This window comes from Gammaproteobacteria bacterium (assembly GCA_013003425.1).
GTDB lineage: Bacteria > Pseudomonadota > Gammaproteobacteria > Steroidobacterales > JABDKV01 > JABDJB01.
The window spans coordinates 71,301-92,982 of record JABDJB010000045.1; the positions used below are offsets into that span (position 1 = coordinate 71,301).

The 21,682-nt window shown below is 61.1% G+C and carries 17 protein-coding genes and 1 riboswitch; of the genes, 11 read left to right on the plus strand and 6 right to left on the minus strand.

Translation table 11 applies throughout. The features are described 5' to 3' along the window. Positions 1 to 26 precede the first annotated feature (26 nt). Positions 27 to 977, minus strand: coding sequence for a glutathione synthase (gshB, locus tag HKN06_06805; GenBank protein ID NNF61025.1), 951 nt, complete (start codon positions 975 to 977; stop codon positions 27 to 29). Between the two features lie 354 nt (positions 978 to 1,331). On the opposite strand from gshB, the gene HKN06_06810 reads away from it, so the two are divergent. Genes HKN06_06810 through HKN06_06835 form a run of 6 tightly spaced genes read left to right on the plus strand, consistent with a single transcriptional unit; the run spans position 1,332 to position 10,248 of the window. Then, entirely contained in the window at positions 1,332 to 1,727 is a 396-nt protein-coding gene (locus tag HKN06_06810; protein ID NNF61026.1) for a response regulator, read from the plus strand. 36 nt (positions 1,728 to 1,763) lie between these two features. Then, a complete protein-coding gene (locus tag HKN06_06815) occupies positions 1,764 to 2,129 on the plus strand; it encodes a response regulator (GenBank protein NNF61027.1) in 366 nt (121 codons plus the stop codon). A 2-nt stretch (positions 2,130 to 2,131) separates the two neighbouring features. After that, the gene (locus HKN06_06820; GenBank protein NNF61028.1) at positions 2,132 to 2,689 is read left to right on the plus strand and encodes a purine-binding chemotaxis protein CheW; all 558 of its coding nucleotides are present in this window, start codon (positions 2,132 to 2,134) and stop codon (positions 2,687 to 2,689) included. 30 nt (positions 2,690 to 2,719) lie between these two features. Further along, positions 2,720 to 4,729, plus strand: coding sequence for a methyl-accepting chemotaxis protein (locus HKN06_06825; GenBank protein NNF61029.1), 2,010 nt, complete (start codon positions 2,720 to 2,722; stop codon positions 4,727 to 4,729). 9 nt (positions 4,730 to 4,738) lie between these two features. Beyond that, positions 4,739 to 9,778 (plus strand): response regulator, encoded by a 5,040-nt coding sequence (locus HKN06_06830; GenBank protein NNF61030.1) that lies wholly within the window; start codon positions 4,739 to 4,741, stop codon positions 9,776 to 9,778. Next, entirely contained in the window at positions 9,775 to 10,248 is a 474-nt protein-coding gene (locus HKN06_06835; GenBank protein ID NNF61031.1) for a chemotaxis protein CheW, read from the plus strand. The genes HKN06_06830 and HKN06_06835 overlap by 4 nt, the downstream gene beginning before the upstream one ends. On the opposite strand, the gene HKN06_06840 is transcribed toward HKN06_06835, so the two are convergent. Next, positions 10,245 to 10,979: a 16S rRNA (uracil(1498)-N(3))-methyltransferase gene (locus tag HKN06_06840; protein NNF61032.1), complete on the minus strand. Its 735-nt coding sequence runs from the start codon at positions 10,977 to 10,979 to the stop codon at positions 10,245 to 10,247. The genes HKN06_06835 and HKN06_06840 overlap by 4 nt on opposite strands. Before the next feature lie 51 nt (positions 10,980 to 11,030). Between HKN06_06840 and ampD the strand changes: the two genes are divergently transcribed. Genes ampD through HKN06_06855 form a run of 3 tightly spaced genes read left to right on the plus strand, consistent with a single transcriptional unit; the run spans position 11,031 to position 13,426 of the window. After that, positions 11,031 to 11,612, plus strand: a complete 582-nt coding sequence (gene ampD / locus HKN06_06845) for a 1,6-anhydro-N-acetylmuramyl-L-alanine amidase AmpD (protein ID NNF61033.1) — start codon at positions 11,031 to 11,033, stop codon at positions 11,610 to 11,612. A 27-nt stretch (positions 11,613 to 11,639) separates the two neighbouring features. Continuing rightward, positions 11,640 to 12,545 (plus strand): regulatory signaling modulator protein AmpE, encoded by a 906-nt coding sequence (ampE, locus tag HKN06_06850; GenBank protein ID NNF61034.1) that lies wholly within the window; start codon positions 11,640 to 11,642, stop codon positions 12,543 to 12,545. Continuing rightward, the gene (locus HKN06_06855) at positions 12,542 to 13,426 is read left to right on the plus strand and encodes a cobalamin-binding protein (GenBank protein NNF61035.1); all 885 of its coding nucleotides are present in this window, start codon (positions 12,542 to 12,544) and stop codon (positions 13,424 to 13,426) included. Before ampE ends, HKN06_06855 begins: the two co-directional genes overlap by 4 nt. Here HKN06_06855 and HKN06_06860 read toward each other — a convergent pair. The 3 genes from HKN06_06860 to HKN06_06870 form a co-directional block, all read right to left on the minus strand. Further along, a complete protein-coding gene (locus HKN06_06860; protein ID NNF61036.1) occupies positions 13,407 to 16,031 on the minus strand; it encodes a DUF11 domain-containing protein in 2,625 nt (874 codons plus the stop codon). The two genes, HKN06_06855 and HKN06_06860, sit on opposite strands and share 20 nt — an antisense overlap. 190 nt (positions 16,032 to 16,221) lie before the next feature. After that, a complete protein-coding gene (locus tag HKN06_06865; GenBank protein NNF61037.1) occupies positions 16,222 to 16,779 on the minus strand; it encodes a cob(I)yrinic acid a,c-diamide adenosyltransferase in 558 nt (185 codons plus the stop codon). Between the two features lie 15 nt (positions 16,780 to 16,794). After that, positions 16,795 to 18,570 (minus strand): TonB-dependent receptor, encoded by a 1,776-nt coding sequence (locus tag HKN06_06870; GenBank protein NNF61038.1) that lies wholly within the window; start codon positions 18,568 to 18,570, stop codon positions 16,795 to 16,797. A 72-nt stretch (positions 18,571 to 18,642) separates the two neighbouring features. Continuing rightward, positions 18,643 to 18,854: riboswitch (cobalamin riboswitch) on the minus strand. 98 nt (positions 18,855 to 18,952) lie between these two features. Here HKN06_06870 and HKN06_06875 point away from each other — a divergent pair. Together HKN06_06875 and HKN06_06880 are read left to right on the plus strand one after the other, a co-directional pair. After that, positions 18,953 to 19,708, plus strand: a complete 756-nt coding sequence (locus HKN06_06875; protein NNF61039.1) for an inositol-phosphate phosphatase — start codon at positions 18,953 to 18,955, stop codon at positions 19,706 to 19,708. Beyond that, entirely contained in the window at positions 19,695 to 20,153 is a 459-nt protein-coding gene (locus HKN06_06880; protein ID NNF61040.1) for an isoprenylcysteine carboxylmethyltransferase family protein, read from the plus strand. The genes HKN06_06875 and HKN06_06880 overlap by 14 nt, the downstream gene beginning before the upstream one ends. Positions 20,154 to 20,171: 18 nt before the next feature. Here HKN06_06880 and HKN06_06885 read toward each other — a convergent pair whose 3' ends face one another. Next, the gene (locus HKN06_06885) at positions 20,172 to 21,596 is read right to left on the minus strand and encodes a sigma-70 family RNA polymerase sigma factor (GenBank protein ID NNF61041.1); all 1,425 of its coding nucleotides are present in this window, start codon (positions 21,594 to 21,596) and stop codon (positions 20,172 to 20,174) included. Positions 21,597 to 21,682 lie beyond the last annotated feature (86 nt).

The window sequence follows — 21,682 nt, forward strand, 5'->3', positions numbered from 1 at the left end:
AGCGGCCGGCGGGATTATGCCGTTGCTTACCGCGTGAGGCGTTTTTCCAGTGCGGCCATGTAATCACCGGCGATGTCCAGACCGAATTCGGCGTCCAGCTCCCGAATACAGGTCGGACTGGTAATGTTTATCTCGGTCAGACGGTCGCCAATTACATCGATACCGACAAATACCAGGCTACGCTCGACCATCGCCGGGCCAATCGCTTCCGCCAGCCTGATATCGGCTGCACTTAATGGCTGGCCGACGGCGGTGGCGCCTGCCGCAAGATTGCCGCGGTTCTCACCGGCTGCCGGAATACGAGCCAGCGCATAGGGCACCGGCTCGCCATCTACCAGCAGGATTCGTTTGTCGCCGGCGCTGATATCCGGCACGAATGCCTGTGCCATGGCGAAACGTTTGCCGTAGTCGGTGAGAGTTTCGAGAATGACGTTGGTGTTAGGGTCTTTCGCCGACACCACGAAAATAGATTTTCCGCCCATCCCATCAAGCGGCTTGAACACGACTTTGCCGTGGGCATCGGCAAAGCGTCGCATTTGTTTCATCGACCGCGTAATCAGCGTCGCCGGCGCCAGCTCCGGAAACCACGCAATCGCGGCCTTCTCATTGATATCACGCAGCGCCTGTGGCGGGTTGCTTACAACTACGCCGGCGCTTTCGGCAATCTCCAGGATGTAGGTTGCGTAGATGTACTCCATGTCGAATGGCGGGTCCTTGCGCATCAGGACAATATCGAGTTCCGCCAGTGGCGCAGTTCGTTCTTCGCCGATGTCGTACCAGTCGGCGAGATCGTCCTGAACCGTCAGGGCCCGCATTCGTGCGCTGGCCACGCCGTCCTCCAGCCAGATGTCCTCCGGCAACATGTACCAGACTGACCAGCCACGTCGCCGGGCGGCAAGCAGCATGGCGAATGTGGAATCCTTGACCGGCTTGATGCTGCCGATCGGATCCATGACGACACCGAGCTGCACGGTCATCGGGCGGCTCGGCTGGTTGCGCAAACCGGCGTTTGTCCGCTACCGGTGTCGCTGCGGGTTGGCTTTGGTGGCATCTGGCTCATCCTTCGCAAAAGCCTGCGTTACAGGGAATTATCCCTATCACCATCGGGCCGGCGGGCGCAACCGCGACGGCGATCGTCCCATTCCGTAAAATACGGTATTGGAGCGTAGCCCCGTTGGGGCCAATGTGGTAAAAAACCTGTGTTTTCCGGCTAATCTGGTCTGAACGGGGGCGGTGCCCCGGGCGGGCGGCCGAGCCCGACTCACCGGGGTTCGGCAGCACATTTCGTTTTTTTAGGAACGCGGGCGAATCCCGCCGATATCGGAGGTCATGTGGCGGAAGCGCAGCAGCGCGGGCTTAGCGGGCTCAAGGTACTCGTCATCGATGACAGCAAGACCATACGGCGTACTGCCGAGACGCTGCTGTCCAAGGAAGGATGTGAGGTGTTCACAGCCGAGGATGGTTTCGATGCGCTATCGAAGGTTGCCGATCATCACCCCGACATCGTGTTCGTCGACATCATGATGCCGCGGCTGGATGGTTACCAGACCTGCTCGCTGATCAAGCACAACAAGTTATTCAAATCCACACCGGTCATCATGCTGTCGAGCAAGGACGGCCTGTTTGATCGTGCGCGCGGCCGCATCGTCGGGTCCGAGCAGTATCTGACCAAGCCATTCACCAAGGATGAGCTGCTCGGCGCTATTCAGCGTCATGTCAGCCGCTGATCCTGTGTATTGCCACCTGCAAAACGGATTCATGCCATGGCGCTCGTGCTGATCGTCGACGATTCGCCGACCGAGGTGCACGTAATGAAGACGGCGCTGGAAAAGCACGGCTTCACCACCGATTCGGCTGGTGATGGTGAGGAAGGTCTGGCAAAGGCACGAGACAACCGGCCCGACCTCATTCTCATGGACGTCGTGATGCCGGGTCTGAACGGCTTCCAGGCCACCCGCGAACTGTCGCGCGACCCGGCAACCGCTGCCATTCCGATTGTGATGGTGACTACCAAAGACCAGGAGACCGATCGCATCTGGGGCTTGCGCCAGGGCGCAGTCGATTACCTGGTCAAGCCGGTCAGCGAGCAGGAGCTCGTCGGCAAAACACGCGAAGTCCTGGGCGGCTGACGATGACCGAATCCGAGCTGCGCGCCTGGAAAGACAGACCGTTTGAACTACTGCAGGAACTGGAGCGACGCAGTCGGGCCGCTGCAGTCGGTAGTGATACGCCAGGCAGTGCCAGCGATGAATGGGTTGGAGTAGCGTTTCGCATTGGCGAACTCGATTTGCTGGCGTCGCGCGACGAGGTGCGCGAAGTGCTGCCGATACCTGCCACGACGCGGGTGCCTGGCGCGGTGTTCTGGATCAGCGGCCTGGCCAATATTCGCGGCCAGCTGCTGCCGCTTACCGACATGCGCGCATTCATGCATACACAGAGCAGCCGTCCTACCCGTGCATCGCGAGTGCTGGTGGTCAATCACCGCCAGATACCCGCCGGCCTGATTGTCGATGAGGTGCTCGGGTTTCGTCGCTACGCCGATTCGGAGAGGGCGCCGATGAGTGAAGTGGCCGCACATGAATACAAGACCCTGATTACCGGCGCGTTCAGCCGCGATGGCAAAGTGATACCGGTGTTGGGATTGACTGATTTAGTGGAGAGTGAGCGTTTTCTGCAGGCTGCGGAATAAACGCGGAACAAATTGACGGAAAATACGGCTATGGCGAACAAGACATCGGGTACGAAGCTCCTGCCAGTGCTGGGCGGGCTGTTGTTGGTGATACTGGGACTGGCGGCAGCAAGTATCTACCTGACGCGCCCGGATACCACGGGCAGCCAGGCACTGCAGACCACGCTGCAGCGTGAGTCGCTTGCGGCTGCTGCGGCGCTGCGGGCGCAACAGGCCATGGGTGGCGACGCGACGGCGTTTGGCGAACTCGAATCGATGCTGCCGCAAATGCGCAACGTCGGCGCTCCGACGCAGACTGCCGCATTGCGCAGCAGCTGGAATGATCTTGTCACCAACACCGACGCATTGCTGGCTGGACGCGAATCGGTTGGCATCGTACAGCGGGCTGCAACCAGCGTGACGAGCGATCTACCGGCGCTGCTTACCGAGATGGGAGAGCTGGCGGCGATGCCCGGCCAGGCACGCCTGATCGATGAGATGCAGCGCTTTGAGATCAACGCGCAGCGGCTGGAGCAGGATATCGTGGCACTGGCAGCGGCAGCGGGTGAACCTGCCCGGCTGGCCGGGCGGCTGGCTGGCACCGATGAGTACCTCAGCCAGTTTGTGCGGGCGTTATCGCAGGGTGACGCAACCCTGGGCATTTCCGCTGTGCAGGGTGCCGCGCCGCAGGCAAAGGCGGCAGACATCAAGGGTATTTACGATCGACTCAGCGCAGCGGTGCGCGAGAGTATTGTCACAGCTGAAAAGTTCGGTGGGTTGCTCGGCAATGCTGACGCCATTGCAGCCGCCAGCGATGTCATCGTCGATGACACCACCACGTCCGGCGCCGACACGGCAAGCGTTGCGCTGCCCTGGTTTGTGCCGCTGGCCCTGCTCGCCGGCGCGGCATTGCTGTTCCTGATAATCGCGCTGTTATCGCGTCGGGCTGCAGGGGCGCAAAAAGCCGCAGCATTCGAGGTTGAACAAAGCACCCGCAACCAGGACGCAATATTGCGCCTGCTGGACGAGCTGGGCAGTCTTGCCGACGGCGACCTGACCGTTCAGGCGACGGTTTCCGAAGATATTACCGGCGCTATTGCCGATTCGATCAACTACGCTATCGAGGCCCTGCGTGATCTGGTGACTACCATTGACGAGGCGGCTTCCCAGGTTGATGAGGCCGCACGCCAGACCCAGGCATCTGCATCACACCTGGCACAGGCAAGCGAGAATCAGTCGAGCCAGGTCACTGCAGCGACAAAGTCGATTTCCGACATGGCCGAGTCGATCGAAGAGGTGTCGCACAATGCAGAGCGCTCATCTGAAGTTGCCCGGCACTCGGTCGAGGTCGCGCACAAGGGTGGCGAAGCCGTGCGCCGCACGATTGACGGCATGAACACGATACGCGAGACGATTCAGGAGACCTCCAAGCGAATCAAGCGGCTGGGCGAGAGCTCGCAGGAGATTGGCAACATAGTCGAGCTGATTAATGACATCGCGGAGCAAACCAACATTCTGGCATTGAATGCCTCGATTCAGGCATCGATGGCTGGCGAGGCCGGGCGTGGTTTTGCTGTCGTTGCCGACGAAGTGCAGCGGCTGGCTGAGCGTTCGGCCAATGCGACGAAGCAGATCGAAGTGCTGGTAAATACCATTCAGTCTGACACCAACGAAGCAGTTGTTTCGATGGAGCGCAGCACTACCGACGTAGTCAGCGGTGCATTGCTGGCCGAGAATGCCGGCAGCGCCTTGGACGAAATCGAAAAAGTTTCGAACCAGATTGCCAGCCTGGTGCAGAATATTTCCGGCAGCGCACGGACCCAGGCAACCGCCGCGGCCGACATGACACGCAACATGGGTGTATTACAGGAAATCAGTTCACAGACGGCAGAGGGCAGCAATGCCACGTCAACGGCAATTGCCAAGCTGGCCGAGATGGCAACGGAACTGCGTCGCTCGGTAGCAGGCTTTACCCTGCCCGACAAACCGCCAGCTTCGGTACCGGGGATGAGCGCACCACCAGGGAAGGCCAGGAAATCTGCTGCAGAAGTGACGGGCTAAGGTCCGCTGATGTCGGTACAGGTTTGCGATACCGCGGAGGGTCTGCGCTGGATTGGCGCCGAACTGACCGCTTCGCTGCGTGAGGCGCGCGCCGGACTGGAGCGTTTTGTCGAAGCACCCGAGCAGCGCGAGCCGCTGGCGGAAGTCTCCGCCGAGTTGCACAAAGTGCATGGCGCACTGCGTCTGGTCGAGGTGCACGGCGCGGCGCAGCTGGCCGAAGAGATGGTCTACGTTGCCACAGCGCTTTACGAAGAGAGCATAAAAGATTCGCGCGAGGGCCTGGATGCCTTGTCACGCGCCATGGTGCAGATGCCAACCTACCTGGATCGGGTGCAGAACGGCGGCCGTGATATTCCACTGGTGCTGCTGCCATTGCTGAATGACCTGCGCGCGGTACGCGGCAGCCCGTTGCTGTCGGAAAATACGCTGTTCATTCTCAACATGGATTCCGGCGGTGAGCCGGTTGGTAAACCGGAACCCAGCGGTGAGGATGTCGTCGCCGTTGCGAAAAAACTGCGTCCGCGCTACCAGGCGACCCTGCTTGGCTGGCTGCGTGGCGAACATATCGACAGCAATCTGGCCACCATGGGCGCGATTGCCGAGAACATCCAGCAGGCAGCATCGAGTGAGGCCTTGTATCAGTTGTTCTGGGTGGCGGGCGCGATTACCGAGACCCTGCGCGATGATGGCCTCGACAGCAGCGTCGCGGTAAAGCGATTGCTCGGCCAGTCGGATCGCTGCCTGAAGCGGCTGATCGATGAGGGCGAGGCAAGTTTCAACGTCGATCCGCCGTCGCAGCTCATCAATAACCTTCTTTACTATGCCGCGCGCGCCAACTCGAATGGGCCGCTCATCACAGAGGTCAAGCAGTCGTTCAGCCTGGCCGAAGTTCTGCCCGGTGCCGATCAGGTAGAAGCTGCGCGCAGCAGCCTGGCAGCGCCCAGCACCCACCTGATGGAAACCGTGGGTGCGGCTATCCGGCAGGATCTCGGGCAAGTCAAAGACGTGCTCGATATCTACGTCCGTACCGGCAAGAAAGATATGGCCGACCTTGCGGCACAGAACGACACCCTGAAGCGCATTGCCGACACCCTGGCAATGCTGGGCCTCGGTGATCTGCGTGCAGCGGTGCTGGCCGAGCGCGACCGTATTGCGCAGTGGGTCAGCGGCGAGACACAGGTCGCCGACGACGAAATGATGGCTTCGGCCGCAGTACTGCTGTCGATCGAGGATGGCCTCGATCACGAGTTGCTCGATTTGGTCCGGCCCGATCCGGTGGTCCGTGATGACGATGACGCGACGGATGACTCGCAGTCGCTGCGGGAGAGCGACTTCCGCGCGGTGGCGCGGGCGGTAATCCGCGAATGCCTGGTGAACCTGTCGCGGGTAAAAGAATCGATATCGCAGTTTGCTGCTGCAAATACCCAGGCGCTGGACAACGTTGCGGATTTGTTGCGGGCGATAAACGCTGGCCTGCTCATGCTCGGCAAGACACGCGCAGTGAGCGTTATCGACCGGGTAGCCGACTACACGCGTGGCGAACTGCGAGGCAGCGAGCCGGAGGACGTCACTGATGACCATCTGGACCGCCTGGCCGACGCAATCGTCAGTGTGGAGTATTACCTCGATTCGCTACACAAGGATCGTGGCGACCCGTGGTACATGCTGGACAACGCCGATGCCTGTCTCGATGTAATCGCTCCGGCCGGGCGCGAAGCTGCGGTCGAGATCGAAACGCCGGCAGCAGAACCGGAGCCGGCACCGGCCGCGACGCCGGCGCAGACCGAACCCGTGGTAATCGACAGCGACAGCATCGATCCGGAGCTGCTGGAAACCTTTATCGACGAGGCTCGCGAAGAGATATTCGCTATCCGGAAGAACCTGCCGGTATGGATTGAGTCGCAGGATGAAGAGCCAATAGTGTTGCTGCGTCGCTCCTACCACACCCTGAAGGGCAGTGGCCGCATGGTGGGCGCGCAGCGCATAGGTGAGTTTGCCTGGGCGCTGGAGGATCTTTGTAACAGGGTGCTCAACGGCACGGTGCCAGCCAGTACCGGTGTAATACAGGTCATGCAGGATGCAGCGGACACGCTGCCTTCGTTGCTCGAGCAGCTGGAAGTCGGTACTGAACCACAAGGTGATGTTGAAGGCATTGCGAACCGGGCTCAGGCCCTGGCGCGAGGCGAAGAGCCAGCGGCAGCGGTACAACCGCCAGTTACGCCCGCCGCTCCCGTGGCGCCAGAGGCGCCGGCACGCGGTATGGACCCGGTGCTCTACGAGATTTTCCGTAATGAAACCGATGTGCACCTGCAGGCCATCGACGCGTTCCTGACCGATGCTGCAGAAGCGGGTGGCCCGTGTCCGGCGACCGACACCCTGCAGCGCGCATGGCACACGCTCAGTGGCAGCGCCAATATGGCCGGCGCGCGCGATGTTGCGGCAATTGCTGACCCGGTCAACAAGTACATCCGCGGTGTTCACGACGAAGACTCGCAAATGCCGGAGGAAGCGCTGGCAGTCCTGGGTGATGCGGTCAGCACGATTCGGGCGATAGTCGAAACGATCAATGAGGATGCGCCAGCGCCGGATACGACAGCGTTGGCTGAGCGCATTGCAGCGCTCGAAGTAGCAGACGAGCCTGCGTCGGAACAGGTTGCCGCTCATGTAGCTGCACCACCTGTGGACGAGGGTGCAGACGAGATCGCATCGATATTCGGTGACGAGGCAACACAGATCCTGGAAGCCGCCGATATTTCCTTCCAGGGGCTTGGCCAGGCCGCGACCAACCGCGTGGCGATCAGCGAACTGCAGCGTCAGCTGCACACACTCAAAGGTGGCGCACGCATGGCGGGTGTCAGTCCTATCGGCGACCTCTCGCACGAGCTCGAATCACTGCTGATCGCTGTTGAAGGTGGTCGCGTCGAGACCGATGGCAGGGTATTGGGTGTTGTCCAGGAAAGTCTCGATCGCATGCACGCGATGGCCGACGCATTGCGTGGCCGGCGTGAAGTGCGGGAGGCAGACGATCTGCTGGAGCGTATCCATGCCCTGGCGGCGCCGGTTGCCGCGCCCGCCGCTGAGCAGTTCGCCCGACCGCCGGAACCGGAGCCGGAGCCGGCAGAACCGGTGGCTGCAGCACCACCTCCGGAACCGGAGCTGCCCGCAGAAGAGCCTGCAGAGTCGGACGAGCAGCTTTCGGCCGCTAAAGAGCTGTTCACCGATGAATCCGGCGAGCGCCGCGAGTTTGCGCGGGTCTCGGCAGAGCTGCTTGATGATTTGCTAAACAACGTCGGCGAAGTGAGCATTTATCACTCGCGGCTGGAACAACAGATCAGCACGATAGGTTTCAATACCGCCGAGCTGGCGCAGACGGTAACGCGCCTGCGCGAACAGCTGCGCAAGCTGGAAATGGAAACCGAAGCGCACATCCTGCACAAGCATCATGACGATACCGAGACGCGCACCGAATTCGACCCGCTGGAGATGGATCGTTACTCGCTCATCCAGCAGCTGTCACGCGCGCTGGCAGAATCGGTCAGCGACCTGAGCAGTATCCAGGGCCTGCTGGAGGAGCTCACCCGCGATGCGGAAACCCTGCTGGTACAGCAGTCACGGGTAACCACCGAATTACAGGACGGACTCATGCGTACCCGCATGATTCCGTTCCAGCGTCATGTTCCACGCTTCAGCCGGCTGGTGCGGCAGATCGCTGGCGAAACAGGAAAACGTGCGGAGCTGAAAGTCGACGGAGGTGGCGAACTCGACCGGCAGGTGCTCGAGCGCATGTTGCCGCCGTTCGAGCACATGCTGCGTAACGCCGTGGTGCACGGTATCGAGCCGGTAGACGAGCGTGAGCGCATGGGCAAGCCGGCCGTCGGCACCATCGACATCAGCCTGGCTCGCGAAGGCTCGGAGATGATCATCGTATTTCGTGATGATGGCCGTGGTCTTGACGTAGATCGAATACGCGAGCGTGCCAGTGCACAGGGCCTTATCAACCGCAGCGCCGCGCTGAGTGACAGTGAAATCCTGCAGCTGGTACTCGAGCCGGGCTTCAGTACCGCGACCGAAGTGACGCAGGCGGCCGGACGCGGCGTCGGCATGGATATTGTGGCCAACGTGGTCAAGCAGCTCGGTGGCTCGCTCGATATCGCCTCCACCCCGGGTCAGGGCGCAACGTTTACGGTACGCCTGCCGCTGACGCTGGCCATCAGCCAGGCATTGCTGGTGCGCACCCACGAGGAGTTGTATGCCATTCCGGTGCCAACGCTTGCTGGCGTTGCGCGCCTGCCGGTTGGCGAGCTGCGCGAATATCTTGAGGCCAGTGAGCCGCAGCTCGAATACGGCGATCACCTGTACAGGTTCCAGCATCTTGGTCACCTGCTCGGCGGGCACGGTACCGATCTCGATGGGGCCGGCAGTTCAGTGCCGCTGGTGCTGGTTCGTGCCGGCGAGCATTCCACCGCGCTGATTGCCGACGAGATTGTTGGCAGCCGCGAAATCGTGGTCAAACCTGTGGGGCCGCAAATCGCCGCAGTACGCGGTGTCGCGGGGGCCACCATACTTGGCGATGGCAGCATCGTGGTGATACTGGATGTCAACGCGCTGGTACGCAGTGCACGTCCTGCCCGGGTGCTGCAGGAGCCGCCACCGCAGCCACGCGACGAGCGCCCTGCGGTGCTGGTAGTTGACGACTCAATAACCGTGCGCCGGGTGACCCAGCGGCTGCTGGAACGCAACGATATGCGCGTGACGACGGCCAAAGATGGTGTCGATGCTGTCGCCGCCATGCAGGAATTTTTGCCCGACCTGATACTGCTGGACATCGAAATGCCACGTATGGACGGTTACGAGGTTGCGACCCATGTGCGTAACAGCCCGCGACTGCAGGGTGTTCCTATCGTCATGGTGACCTCGCGGGTTGGCGACAAGCATCGCAATCGTGCTATCGAGATCGGGGTCAATGCCTATCTCGGCAAGCCCTACCAGGAGGCGCAGTTGCTGGAAGCGATCAGACCACTGCTGGCACAGCGGGCCGCCGTATCATGACTGCCGCGGTCGAAGAGCTGTACAGCCTGCTGGTGCCTCTCGCGGAGGGCCGGCTGGTGGTGCCGCGTGCCTGTATTGCGGAAGTCGCCGGATACAACCAGCCCGAGCCGGTCAACGGAGCGCCACACTGGCTGCTTGGCAGGATGGAGTGGAATGGTCGCACCATTCCGCTTATCTCGTTCGAGGGCGCCTGCGGTGAGGCAATGCCACGCACCGGCCCGCGTTCACGCGTGGTTGTCTTCCGCGCAATCAGCGACAAGTTGCGTACCGGCTATTTCGGGCTGGTAACGCAGGGCTTTCCGCAGCTGGTGCGGGTAAATCCCGCGGTGCTCGCTCCCGATACCGGTTCCGACTGGCCGGCCGACAGCCCGGTGTTGTGCCAGGTGCGGATGGTTAACCAGCGCCCGCTGATACCCGATCTGGAGCTTCTGGAAACGATGATTGCCGTGGAGCTGGACAAGGCGGCCTAACCGGCGTCGCCCCAGCGCGACTGCAGTATCGCCAGTGCTGCCAGGGCTGCGGTTTCCGTTCGTAATACCCGTGGCCCTAGAGACACCGCTGCAAAGCCGCGGCCAGCCGCCAGCTCCTGCTCGCGCCCGCTCAGCCCGCCCTCCGGCCCAATCAACAAAGTGACATTGTCGTGCTTTGCCCCGAGGGCACCCAGGCCAGTTGTACTGCCTGGTTGCAGCATCAGACGTGTCGCGGATTCATCAGTCGTGCGCAACCAATCATCGATCGACATCGGTGATGCCATTGCGGGAATGCGATTTCGGCCGCACTGCTCACACGCCGACACCGCGATTTTCAGCCAGTGCGCATGACGGCGTGCAGCGCGTTTTTTGTCCAGCCGCACAACGGTATGGTCGGTCAGCAATGGCACAATGCTCTGCACGCCGAGTTCGGTCGCTTTCTGGATCACCTGGTCCATGCGTTCGCCGCGGGCGATGCCCTGTGCCAGCGTCATTGCCAGGTGCGACTCGGCTTCGCGCGCGCTGTGTGCGCCAATCGACAATACTGCTTCGTCGCGCGTCGCGCGCTCCAGGTTTGCGGCGTATTCCCCGCCGTTACCGTCGAAAGCGGTAAGGGCGGCTCCGGCACGCAGGCGCAAGACCCGTGTCAGGTAGTGCGATGTTGCTGCGTCGACGGTAATGCTGTTGTGCCCGGCCAGCGGCTGTCGCACAAATACCCGGTGTGATCGCATACGCTATTTTGTCCAGCGCATCGTCGCGGCGCAAGGCGGTACAATGCCGCCATGCCAGTCGACATTGATACGGAAACCGGGCTGATCCGACAGGCCCGTCAGGTCGCTTCCAGCAATTACGATGCCCGTCCTGAGGGATGCGCGCCGGAGCTGGTAGTGGTGCATGCCATCAGCCTGCCGCCAGGCCAGTTCGGCGGGCCACACATAGAGCAGCTGTTTACCAACAGCCTGCAGCCATCGGCGCACCCCTATTTTGCCCGGATCGCTGATTTGCGGGTATCGGCGCACGTGCTGGTGCGCCGCGATGGCGAGCTGGTCCAGTTCGTGCCGCTCGACCAGCGTGCATGGCACGCCGGCGAGTCCTGTCACAATGGTCGTGCTGCCTGTAACGACTTTTCGATTGGTATCGAGCTCGAAGGCGATGACGAAACGCCGTTTACCACAGAACAGTACGAACAACTTGCAGCGTTGTGCCTGGCGCTCGAGCCCGTCTATCCGGGCATCCGTCTTGACCAGATCGTTGGTCACTGCCACATCGCACCTGACCGCAAGACTGATCCCGGCCCGAATTTCGACTGGCAACAGCTTGCTGCGCTGTTGGGGCAGCCGGCCCGGGACGGGGTGTTAGGATAGCCGCATGATGGCGATAGTGGTGCATGAATGAACCTGCTGGCGTTGGCGCTGGGGCTGTTCATCGAGCGATTCCTGACGCACCTGTTTCACCTGCGCGAGGCACGCTGGCTCGATAGCTATTTTGACCGCGGCCTGCGCCTGCTGGGCAACGGCTGGCTCAGCCACGTCGGCGCAGCCCTTGTCGTACTGGTGCCGGTAATTCCCGTTGCCGCCTTCACTATCGTGTTTCGCGAGACGTTGCTCGGCCTGCCTTACCTGGCATTCGCCGTAATCATGCTGTTGTTCTCGCTGGGCCCGCGTGACCTGGAGGACGAGGTCGAGGATTACGTAGAGTCGTTGCAGTCCGGGGACGCGGCGCGAGCCGACCGGATTGCCAAGGAACTGCTCGAGACAGAAGCGCCCCGGGAAAAGAAAAAACGATCGCTGGCGATTGAAGAAGCAATATTTGTGCAGTCAAACAATCGCCTGTTTGGTGTAGTCCTGTGGTTCATGCTGCTGGGCCCGGCGGGTGCCTGGCTGTTTCGGGTAACAGACATGTTTCGGCGGCGTGCGATGTTCGAAGCGGGGCGGGCCGCTGAGGATGATGGCACCACGCCGCGCTACCTGGAGGTGGCGCAAAGGGTGCACGGCGTCATTGCCTGGCCGGCAGCGCGGCTGCTGGCTCTGTCATTTGCGCTCGCCGGCAGTTTCGAGAGCGCCGTTGCCGACTGGCGCGAGTACTACAATGACTGTGCCGAGAATTTTTTCCATGTGAACGACGATGTAATTGCCTGCGCCGGTCTGGGCGCCCTGGGCAATGTAGTCGGTGAAGCCGGCGACCCGGGCAGCCTGGAGATTCGTGGCGCGCGCAGCGCAATGAGCCTGGTATCACGCACGCTGTGGATCTGGCTGACCGCAATAGCAATTCTGACCATTTTCGGATTTGCCGTGTGAAGCTCCTGCCCGCGATGCTGGTTGCTGCCTGCCTGGGTGGCTGTACCGGCGAACGGCACGAAGGCCCGGCAGATATCGGCCCGGCCAGTCGCATCGTCACGCTCGCGCCGCACCTGACCGAGCTGGTTTTTACTGTCGGCGCCGGCAATCAGCTGGTTGGCGTGGTGGCGCACAGCGATTACCCGGAGGCGGCGCAGTCCCTGCCTGTTATTGGTGATGCGTTTCGTATCGACCCGGAGCGCCTGGCAGCCGTCGAGCCTGACCTGGTGCTGGCGTGGGCGGGGGGTAATCCTGCAGAGACGGTCAACCAGCTGCTCGATCGCGGTTATCGCGTAGTCAGTCTGCCAGCTGACGCGCTGACAGACGTGGCTGCCAACCTGGTGCAGATCGGTGCGCTGACAGGGCACGAAACTGTGGCCCGGGCAATGGCCGACGAGTACCTGCAGGTGCTGGAGCAGCGTCGTCGGCAAAGCATGACCGGCAGGCCTCTGCGGGTGTTCTACCAGATCTCGCCGCAACCACTTTATACGGTAGGCGGACGCCATCCGATCAGTGAAATGATCAGGCTGTGCGGGGGGCAGAATGTCTTTGCCGACCTGGAACAGCTGGCACCGGCTGTCAGCCTCGAGGCGGTACTGGCCCGGGATCCGCAGGTGATTATCGCTGCCATGCCCGGTGGCGAGCTGCAGCAGTGGCACCGCTGGGCCGACATGGCAGCGGTTGCGGGCGAGGCGCTGTATACAGTCGATGCGTCGCTGGTGAGTCGGCCGAGCACCCGCATGCTGCAGGGGCTACAGCAGCTTTGTGCCCACCTGGAGGCGGTGCGTATCAGCAGCCCCGACGCAGAGACGCCCCCTGTTGCTATTGAACCTCGGCCTTGAACCGCAGTTCGAATTGACGGTCACCGGCCGCAGCGGCCAGGAAACTTCCGCCAAGCTGCACCTGGAAGTGGGTGACGGCAGGGTCAGTGCCATTACCGCTGTCTACCGGTGTGTAACTGAACGAGACGCCACCATCGTTTGAAAAGCGAATGTCATCAGTGGCGTCGCCCAGGCTGATAAAACTGTAGCTGAGCCCGCTGGCTGGCGAGCCATCGACAAATGCGACCGGACCAGGGTTCGTCGCATCAAAATCGCTGACGACCAGCGCCAGGTTTGCCGGAATCTGGTCGGTGACGATAAGCGATCCCGAGTCGGTAAGGCCGGTGCCGGCGTTGCTGACCTCGATGCGGTACTCGACGATCGCGCCCGGCAACGCTTTGGGATTGCCGCCGGTGCTAAACGGATCTGACAGGGTGGTAACCTGCTTGAATGAGCTGATTACCGGAACGGCAGGATTTATGTCGGCCGAGTCAGAGTCATTGGCCGGATTCGGATCGATCTGGAACAGCGTCAGCACGCTGGCTGTATTAGTGATAGTGCTGCCATCGACGTCGGTATCGACATCCGCATTAATTTGCAAAATGGTTGATGCGCCCGCAGCGAGTGTGCCGATAAACCACACCCCGCTGGATGGGTCATAGACACCGGTCGCTGTCGAGCTGCTGGTGTAGGTAACGCCGGCCGGTAACACGTCGCTTATCTGCAGTATCGATGCATTGCCCGTCCCGGCATTGCTCACAGTAATCGTGTAAGCGATGTTGTCAGCAGGTGCCGGCGCAGGGTCGTCGACGATTTTGACAACGCCGATATCAGCAACAACCGATGGCGAAGATGCATAGCAGTCTACCGCCTCGTAATCGCTGCCATTGTCCAGCGCGCGCGGGTTGAAGCCGGTGCCCGTATTCTTGTCGATCTCGTAAAGAATATTCTGCGTACCGCTGGTGCCCCACAGCTGGCCAAAAGCGTCCGTACCCAGGCCCTCGATATCCGGGACGGTCAGCAACGCGATATCGGTGGTTGCACCGTTAGCCTTGTCGATAATAATCAGCCGGTCGGAATTCCCGCCCGAGTTGAGGACGGCATACATGACGCCGGTGGTGGGGTCGACCGCAATATCGTCGACGATGTCATTACCCAGTACCGGCTGTATTTCGACGTAATCGACGCCAGGCCCGAATGCATTCGGGATGTGGGCGCCGCTGACCGGGTCGATCACCAGCAGAAGGTCATTGCCACCGCGGCTGTGCGAGCCATAGAGTAAGCCGCTGGTCGCATCCCAGGCCAGTCCGTCGATATCATCCAACGTGATGTTGCCGGCCGAGCCACTGCCGGTGCCAAACGACTGCGGTCGATTGGTGAACACACCACTGACGGTGCTGATCGTTCCCAGCCGCCCGGCATTGGCACCATAGAGCACGCCGGCAGCAGCGTCCCAGGCTATAGCCTCCACGGCGCTGGTGCCTGTGCCGGAGCCGATGTCGGTTTCGTTGGTAGCCGGGTCAGGATCCGATGTGTCGATACGGGTGAGCAGGTCGTCACCACCACCGCCGCCGCCACTATCGGCAACCAAGTAGCATAGCTGGTTGCTGTTAAGGGGCCGGACGCTGGTCGTTTCCGAAGCGGTGTCGTTGTTCGGGTTGGCATCAGGCTGGTCACCGGTAACCGATGCTGTGTTGGTGATTGAACCGCCGACAGCAGGCATGGTTACCACCAGGTAAATCATTGCGTTATTGCCTGCGCTGACTGCACCGATGTTGCAGGTGACGGTGCCAAGGTTCTCACTGCAACTGCCCTGGCTCGCCGAGGCGGAGATAAAGCCGACGCCGGCCGGCAACACATCGGTAACCGTGACGCCGGTGGCGTCGAGCGGACCATTATTGGTGACCGTAATTGTGTAGTTCACTATGTCACCATTCGCTACCGGATCGGCGGCGTCGGTTTTTGTGATAGCCAGGTCGGCGGTGTTTGGTACCACCGTGACGTATTCAATAACCAGTATCGGCGCGTTGGCATTGCTGCCGTTGTGTGATTCGGCCGTGCGCTGGCAGGCCGACGACGTACAACCGCTGCCCGGCTCGATCATGATCAGCATGTCGTTGCCGCTGGCCCATCCGGGGCGATCAGTGATTTCCTGAATGATGTTGGCGATGTTGCTGGTGCGTTGGTCGGGGCCGGCCGCGCCGACAGTGTTCCACGGCGGAACGTTGTTCCAGGCTGTATTGGCAGCCGTACGTGGACGGTTCGATAATTCATGCGTGCCGCCGCCGATGCCGCCCGCATCGTCGCTGGCTTCGCCAAAAATGTTCAGGTTTGTGCTGCCGCTATCGGTTTCGTCAACCGTGAACTGGATGTAGGCATTCAGAATGGTAACGCCGGCCGGCACGGCAATATTGCGAAACCGCATGCCAATCAGCTGTGGCTGACTGCCCTCATAGGCCAGTTCCAGGTCGGAGCTGCCGCGACTGACACTGCCATCGCTTGCCGGCAGGTCTTCCTCAGCATCGTCAGTGTTGCTGTTGACCTGCACGCTCACTGTCACCGCCAGCGCGGCCGACGGCAGGGTCATGGCCGTGAAGGCCAGAAAAATGCAAAGAAGTCGAAGCAAGGGCGACACCTGGATGCGAATAACCCCGGTGACATTCCCTTGCCGGCCCGCGGTACGTTCCGGCGGGCGCTGCCGGTACAAAAAATCCTATCAACTCATTGACATAGCGAATGAGAAACAGGTCACAATCGGGCGGATGCCGTCAGCCGCGGGTGGGGCGGATGACTTCCAGGCGCGCTAAAACAAGGGGTTACGGCGGCGGCTGGCGATCGCGCTGCCACAGCACTTCGCGTCCGTTCTCGTGGCGTGCCAGCACCCGGCCGATGACAAACAGCAGGTCGGACAGCCGGTTGAGGTACTGCAGCGCCACCGGGTTGAGATCCGTGTCACGGCTGGCCGTCCAGGTGCGGCGTTCAGCGCGCCGGCAAACCGTGCGCGCCAGGTGACAGGCGGCCGCAGCAGGGCCACCGCCTGGCAGGATGAATTCCTTGAGCGGCGGCAACGCTTCATTGTGTTGATCGAGAAGGTCTTCCAGGCGTGTTACATACGAGGCGCTGAGCAGAATGGTGCCAGGCAGGCACAGCTCACCGCCGAGGTCGAACAGGTCGTGTTGCACCACGACCAGGCAATCACGAATCGCATCGGGTACATCTTGTGCGAGCACCATACCGATAATGCTGTTCAGTTCGTCGACGGTACCGAATGCCTCGACCAGCGGATTATCCTTTTCGACCCGGCTGCCATCCCCCAGGCCGGTGGTGCCACTGTCTCCGGTTCGCGTATAGATCTTGCTCAGTCTGTGTCCCACTGGTTTGTGCCTCAGTTAATGCAACCGGTAACGAGCGGCCAGGTACAGGCCGCGGCCGGCCGAGCGAAACCCGGCGGCAGTCTGGTAATTGGTGTCGAGCAGGTTCTCGATTTTTCCCTGCAGCGACCAGTTTCGGGTCAGCTGCATTTGGGCGCTGAGATTTGCCAGCACATAACCAGAATTGATTGTATCGCTAAACGGTGAATCCCTGCGTTGTGAAGTAGCCAGCACATCGAAACCCAGGGTGTAAACGTCAAAGACCCGCGAGGCGTTGAGTGTCAGGCTGCGCCTGGCGCGACGCGCCAGTTGTGTGTCGTTTTGCAGGTCGTGCGGATTCTGCAGCAGCACACTGGCCGCGACACGCCAGTAGTCATTGCGCCAGCGGTAGCCGGCATCCAGTCCGGTTATCCGTGCCCGGGCGATATTCACATTGCTGCCTGCAAAGCTGACTGGGTCAAAGACATACTCAATCAGGTTGTCGATGGTGTTACGAAACGCCGTAATGCGCAGCGTGTGGGGGCCCATGACCCGGTCCAGGCCAAATTCCATGCTGGCCGATTGCTCTGGCTGCAGCTGCGGGTTGCCGCCGAAGCCGAAACGGTCAGTGGCATCGGGCGCGCGAAATGCCGAGCCGATGGCCCCGATCAGCCGCCAGCCATTGGCAAACCGATGGCCGTACTCCGCATTCCATGTCGTGTTGTTCCCGGCTGTTTCGTGGTCGGTGTAGCGGGCTGCCAGCAGCAGTTCGCCATGGCTGAGGTCAATGTAGTCCTGCAGGTAAAGGGCATCGATATCGGTGTTTTCATCGAAGCCCGTGCCAAAACTCAGCGCACGTGTTTGCTCGCGCGCGGCATACAGACCGGCAACGATGTTGTGCATTCCAGCCTGCACGTTGTTCTGCCAGTCAACCACATTGCGATCGGTGCGGGCCGTATCGGCGCTCTGCTGCTGATCGATGTCATCAGCAATGGCACTGAGCATGATGCTGCTGGACCAGCCCGCTGCCGGGGACAGCGTAACGGTCAAGGCGGTGGCGCGATTGCGATAATCCTGGTCGACAGGATTGACAAAAAAATCGAGGTACTCGGTATTGCCCTCGCTCTGCCAGTGACGCAGTGACAGGTCGGCGCCGCCAATCGTTGTTGCCGCGTTCAGTCCGGCCGACCTGTTGGTATAGCCCCGATCAGGCGCGCCATCGGTGTCGCGAGTAGGAAAACCGTCGCTGCTTAGCGTGCCAATGGATGCCGACACCGTCTGTTCGTCATTCCCCAGCCCGGCGCTGAGTGCGGCGCTGCGGGTGCCGTAGCGACCGCCACCGATGCTTAGCTCCAGTCCTGCGTTCTGGCGCGTGATGATATTGACAACCCCGCCGATGGCTTCAGAGCCGTACAGGGCAGAGCGTGGTCCTTTGACAATCTCGATGCGTTCGATCAGGTGCGGCACAATGTTCTGCAGAGCAGCGCCGCCAATGGTGCCGGGGTTAATCTCGACGCCATCGACAAGAACCAAAGCATGATTGCTGTCGCTGCCGCGGATGAACAGGGAAGTCGCCTGCCCCGGCCCACCGTTGCGGCCGAGTTCCAGACCGGCGTGAAACCGTAGCAGCTCGGCAATATCGCTGGCCATGCTGCGTTCGATCTGCTCGCGATCAATCACAACCGTCGGCGCCAGAACCTCATCTGCCGGCAGCTCCATGCGGGTTGCCGTAACTACTATGGGTTGCAGCTGATCGCCAGCCGCCAGCGGGCCGGAAAGGACAGGGAAGAGAAATAGCAGTGCAAGTTTTTTCACGCGTGCCTCCCGCACACTGGAGCTGAACCGGGGGGAGGATGCGTCGATTATCGACTGCACCGCCCGCCGCGGCATGGGTCATTGGCGCCAGGTCGGTCTCCGGGCTGACGAGCGGCTGTGCCTGACGTGTCACCTTCCCATGCAATAAGCACAGTGGCTGCGGAAAAAACCGCTGATACGTCACGGTCGCTTTCAGCGACCGACTCGAACACCGTTGCGGGGGCAGCGCCGGAATGGCCCTGAGGCTGTGCCGGCTTCCCGTTACCTGGCGCGCTGGGATGATGGTTGAGTTGTATCCGGCGTGTCAAGAAGCCGGGCCGGTTGCGTTACACTGCTGATGCGCAAAGTGTGAGGAATCAATGTAGTGCACGGCAATACTCGAATGGCCAAAGCCCTGGAGGCCGCTGCTGCCGCGGCTGAAATCCAGCGTGGTTATTTTCGCGCCAACCTCGAAGTAGAAATAAAGGCTGACAAGACGCCAGTTACCGTCGCTGATGTGGAAAGTGAAGGCGCTATTCGCGAAGTGCTGACGAGTGCTTTCCCCGATGATGGTTTTTACGGTGAGGAAACCGGTAGCAGCGCGATGGATGCCGACTACGTCTGGCTGGTAGACCCGCTGGACGGTACAAAGAGTTTTGTTCGCGGTTACCCGTTCTTCTCGGTGCAGATTGCTTTACTGCATGCGGGCGAAATTGTGCTTGGTGTGTCAAACGCCCCGTTGTTTGACGAGATAGCGCACGCAGAAAAAGGTGCGGGTGCCTTTATCAACGGTGCCGCTGCGCACATCAGTGATGTCGGCAGCGTGGCCGATGCCAGCCTGTCACTGGGAAACACCCACAGCATCGCGCGCACACCGGCGTGGCAGCGGCTTGGTGAACTGGTGGCGGAGTCATCGAGGATTCGTGGCTACGGCGATTTCTATCACTATCATTTACTGGCCGCCGGTCGTATCGATGCGGTCATCGAGTCCGACGTGAATATCCTGGACATCGCGGCGCTCAGTTTGCTTGTTACAGAAGCTGGCGGCATTTTTACTGACCTGCAGGGGCAGTCAGTGACGCTCGGGACAACCAGCGTTCTGGCTGCCAACCGGCAGCTGCACGGGGTTATCTTCGAGCGCCTCAATGGCAGCGCATAAGCGACCGCTGATACTGCCACCAATGTATTTCGCTGCTGTTGGCGTGGCCATGGTGCTGGCGAAAAAATTTTTAACGCTGTTTACGCTGCTGGAGCCGCCGGTCAGCTACCTTGGTGCGCTGGTTCTGGTGGGCGGGCTGGCGATCGTCATAGCCGGTGTGGTCCTGTTCAGAAAGGCCAGCACCGGGTTGGTGCCGTTTGACAAGGCAACGACCGTCGTAACCAGCGGCATCTTTGGTCATACGCGTAATCCGATGTATCTGGGCATGACGGTGAGCCTGACCGGCGTGGCGATAATCACGGGCGACCTGAGCGCGTTCCTGCTGCTGCCGGTATTTCCGCTGATAATGCATTACCGATTTATCCTGCCCGAAGAGCAGTTCATGGAACAGTCTCTGGGTCGGCCTTATCTTGAGTACAGGAAGCGGGTAAGACGCTGGCTCTAGTCGTGCCGGCCGTTGCGTTCAGCCATCGGAGTCGAGCAGGGCGCCGAGCTCGTCGCCGTATTCATCCAGCAGCCGATTTGCGGCCATTTTTTCCAGCTGGCGCACGCGCTCGCGGCTGAGACCGACCGCAGCGCCGACGTCGCGCAGGCTGGGCTCGTCGCCGGTGTCAAAGCCGTGTCGCAACCGCAGTATATTGGCGTCGCGATCAGGCAGGCGGCTGACAATCTCGCGCGTGGTTTCAATAACGTCATGCTGGTGCAGCAGCTCTTCTGCAGACGGCTGCACGCTGTCGGGAATCAGGTCTGCCAGTTCCGAATCACCGTCACTGCCGACAGGGGTTTGCAACGAGACCGGGTCGGCCAGGCCGAGCAGCTGGCGTACCTTCCACTGCGGAAATCCGGATACTTCAGCGAGCTCGGCAACCGCAGGTTTGCGGCCGTGGATCTGGAAGAATTCACGCTGGCAATTTGCCAGGACGCGCTTTTTTTCGTTGATGTGCGCCGGCAGCCTGACGGTGCGTGACTTGTCGGCAACCGCGCGACCAACGGCCTGCCGAATCCACCAGGTTGCGTAGGTAGAGAATTTGAAGCCGCGGCTGTAATCGAATCTCTCGACGGCTTTCAGCAGACCCAGGTTGCCTTCCTGGATGAGGTCGTCAAGTGGCAGCCCCATTCCGTTGTAACGCCGAGCGATGGATACGACCAGTCGCAGATTGGCACGCGCCATTTCATTGCGGGCCCGGCGCATGACGATCTCAGTGACGGCTACAGTACGGTCAAGGTCGAGCAATACATCGGCCGGCACACCGTACTCTGACTCGGCCGCAGCGAGCTGCCGTTGCGCATGCGCGAGTCCTGCGCGGCGGCTGCCAAGTTCTGCATTGTGCTCATGCATCAGGTGCGCAAGTATCGTCGCATTGAGGGGGCGGACGGGGGTGGCGTCGTCGTGGGTCGCCGCACGCAGCCCGGCTGTGACCAGCTGGCTGGTGGCGCGTTCGACCTGCTCACGCACCCGGGCCGCCGCGCTGCGTAACAGCCCGACCAGGCTGTCCTGGTAGTCGGGATTAAGCGGCAGTGCAGCGAGCAGCTTGCGTAACGGCACGATCGACGGCCGGCCGCTGTCCCGTAGAGCCGCCTCGATGCTCTCCAGGGCAAGGCTCACCCTGTCTGCGTAGCCTTCGGTTTCACTGCTGGTAAAGATCGCTGTCGGCCTGATTTCTTCACTGCGGACGCGCTGCAGGTCTGCTTGCAGCTGCTGCAGCGCCGGCCGGAATCGTGCCAGCCGCCGGCGGGTCCTGCTGCGGCCACGGGCGATTCGACGTGCGATACGCACTTCCTGAGCAGCATCGATAAGGTCATGCTGGCCAACCGCGTCGAGATAGCGGCCGAGCGAGTCGCCACTGGCGGCAGGTGACCTGGGGGCCTTGTCAGATGCATCTTTCATTCTGCGTTTCCATGTTGAAACCGAAGGATGCTGTTAATTTGCGGGCGTTGACGGCGCAAATCAATCGCACGCTGAAACAGTTTTGT

What these genes read in the sequence shown, in the direction of transcription:
- gshB (NNF61025.1), bottom strand. Translation starts at nt 977, where the DNA reads ATGACCGTGCAGCTCGGTGTCGTCATGGATCCGATCGGCAGCATCAAG.
- HKN06_06815 (NNF61027.1), top strand. Translation starts at nt 1,764, where the DNA reads ATGGCGCTCGTGCTGATCGTCGACGATTCGCCGACCGAGGTGCACGTA.
- HKN06_06820 (NNF61028.1), top strand. Translation starts at nt 2,132, where the DNA reads ATGACCGAATCCGAGCTGCGCGCCTGGAAAGACAGACCGTTTGAACTA.
- HKN06_06825 (NNF61029.1), top strand. Translation starts at nt 2,720, where the DNA reads ATGGCGAACAAGACATCGGGTACGAAGCTCCTGCCAGTGCTGGGCGGG.
- HKN06_06830 (NNF61030.1), top strand. Translation starts at nt 4,739, where the DNA reads ATGTCGGTACAGGTTTGCGATACCGCGGAGGGTCTGCGCTGGATTGGC.
- HKN06_06835 (NNF61031.1), top strand. Translation starts at nt 9,775, where the DNA reads ATGACTGCCGCGGTCGAAGAGCTGTACAGCCTGCTGGTGCCTCTCGCG.
- HKN06_06840 (NNF61032.1), bottom strand. Translation starts at nt 10,979, where the DNA reads ATGCGATCACACCGGGTATTTGTGCGACAGCCGCTGGCCGGGCACAAC.
- ampD (NNF61033.1), top strand. Translation starts at nt 11,031, where the DNA reads ATGCCAGTCGACATTGATACGGAAACCGGGCTGATCCGACAGGCCCGT.
- ampE (NNF61034.1), top strand. Translation starts at nt 11,640, where the DNA reads ATGAACCTGCTGGCGTTGGCGCTGGGGCTGTTCATCGAGCGATTCCTG.
- HKN06_06875 (NNF61039.1), top strand. Translation starts at nt 18,953, where the DNA reads ATGGCCAAAGCCCTGGAGGCCGCTGCTGCCGCGGCTGAAATCCAGCGT.
- HKN06_06880 (NNF61040.1), top strand. Translation starts at nt 19,695, where the DNA reads ATGGCAGCGCATAAGCGACCGCTGATACTGCCACCAATGTATTTCGCT.
- HKN06_06885 (NNF61041.1), bottom strand. Translation starts at nt 21,596, where the DNA reads ATGAAAGATGCATCTGACAAGGCCCCCAGGTCACCTGCCGCCAGTGGC.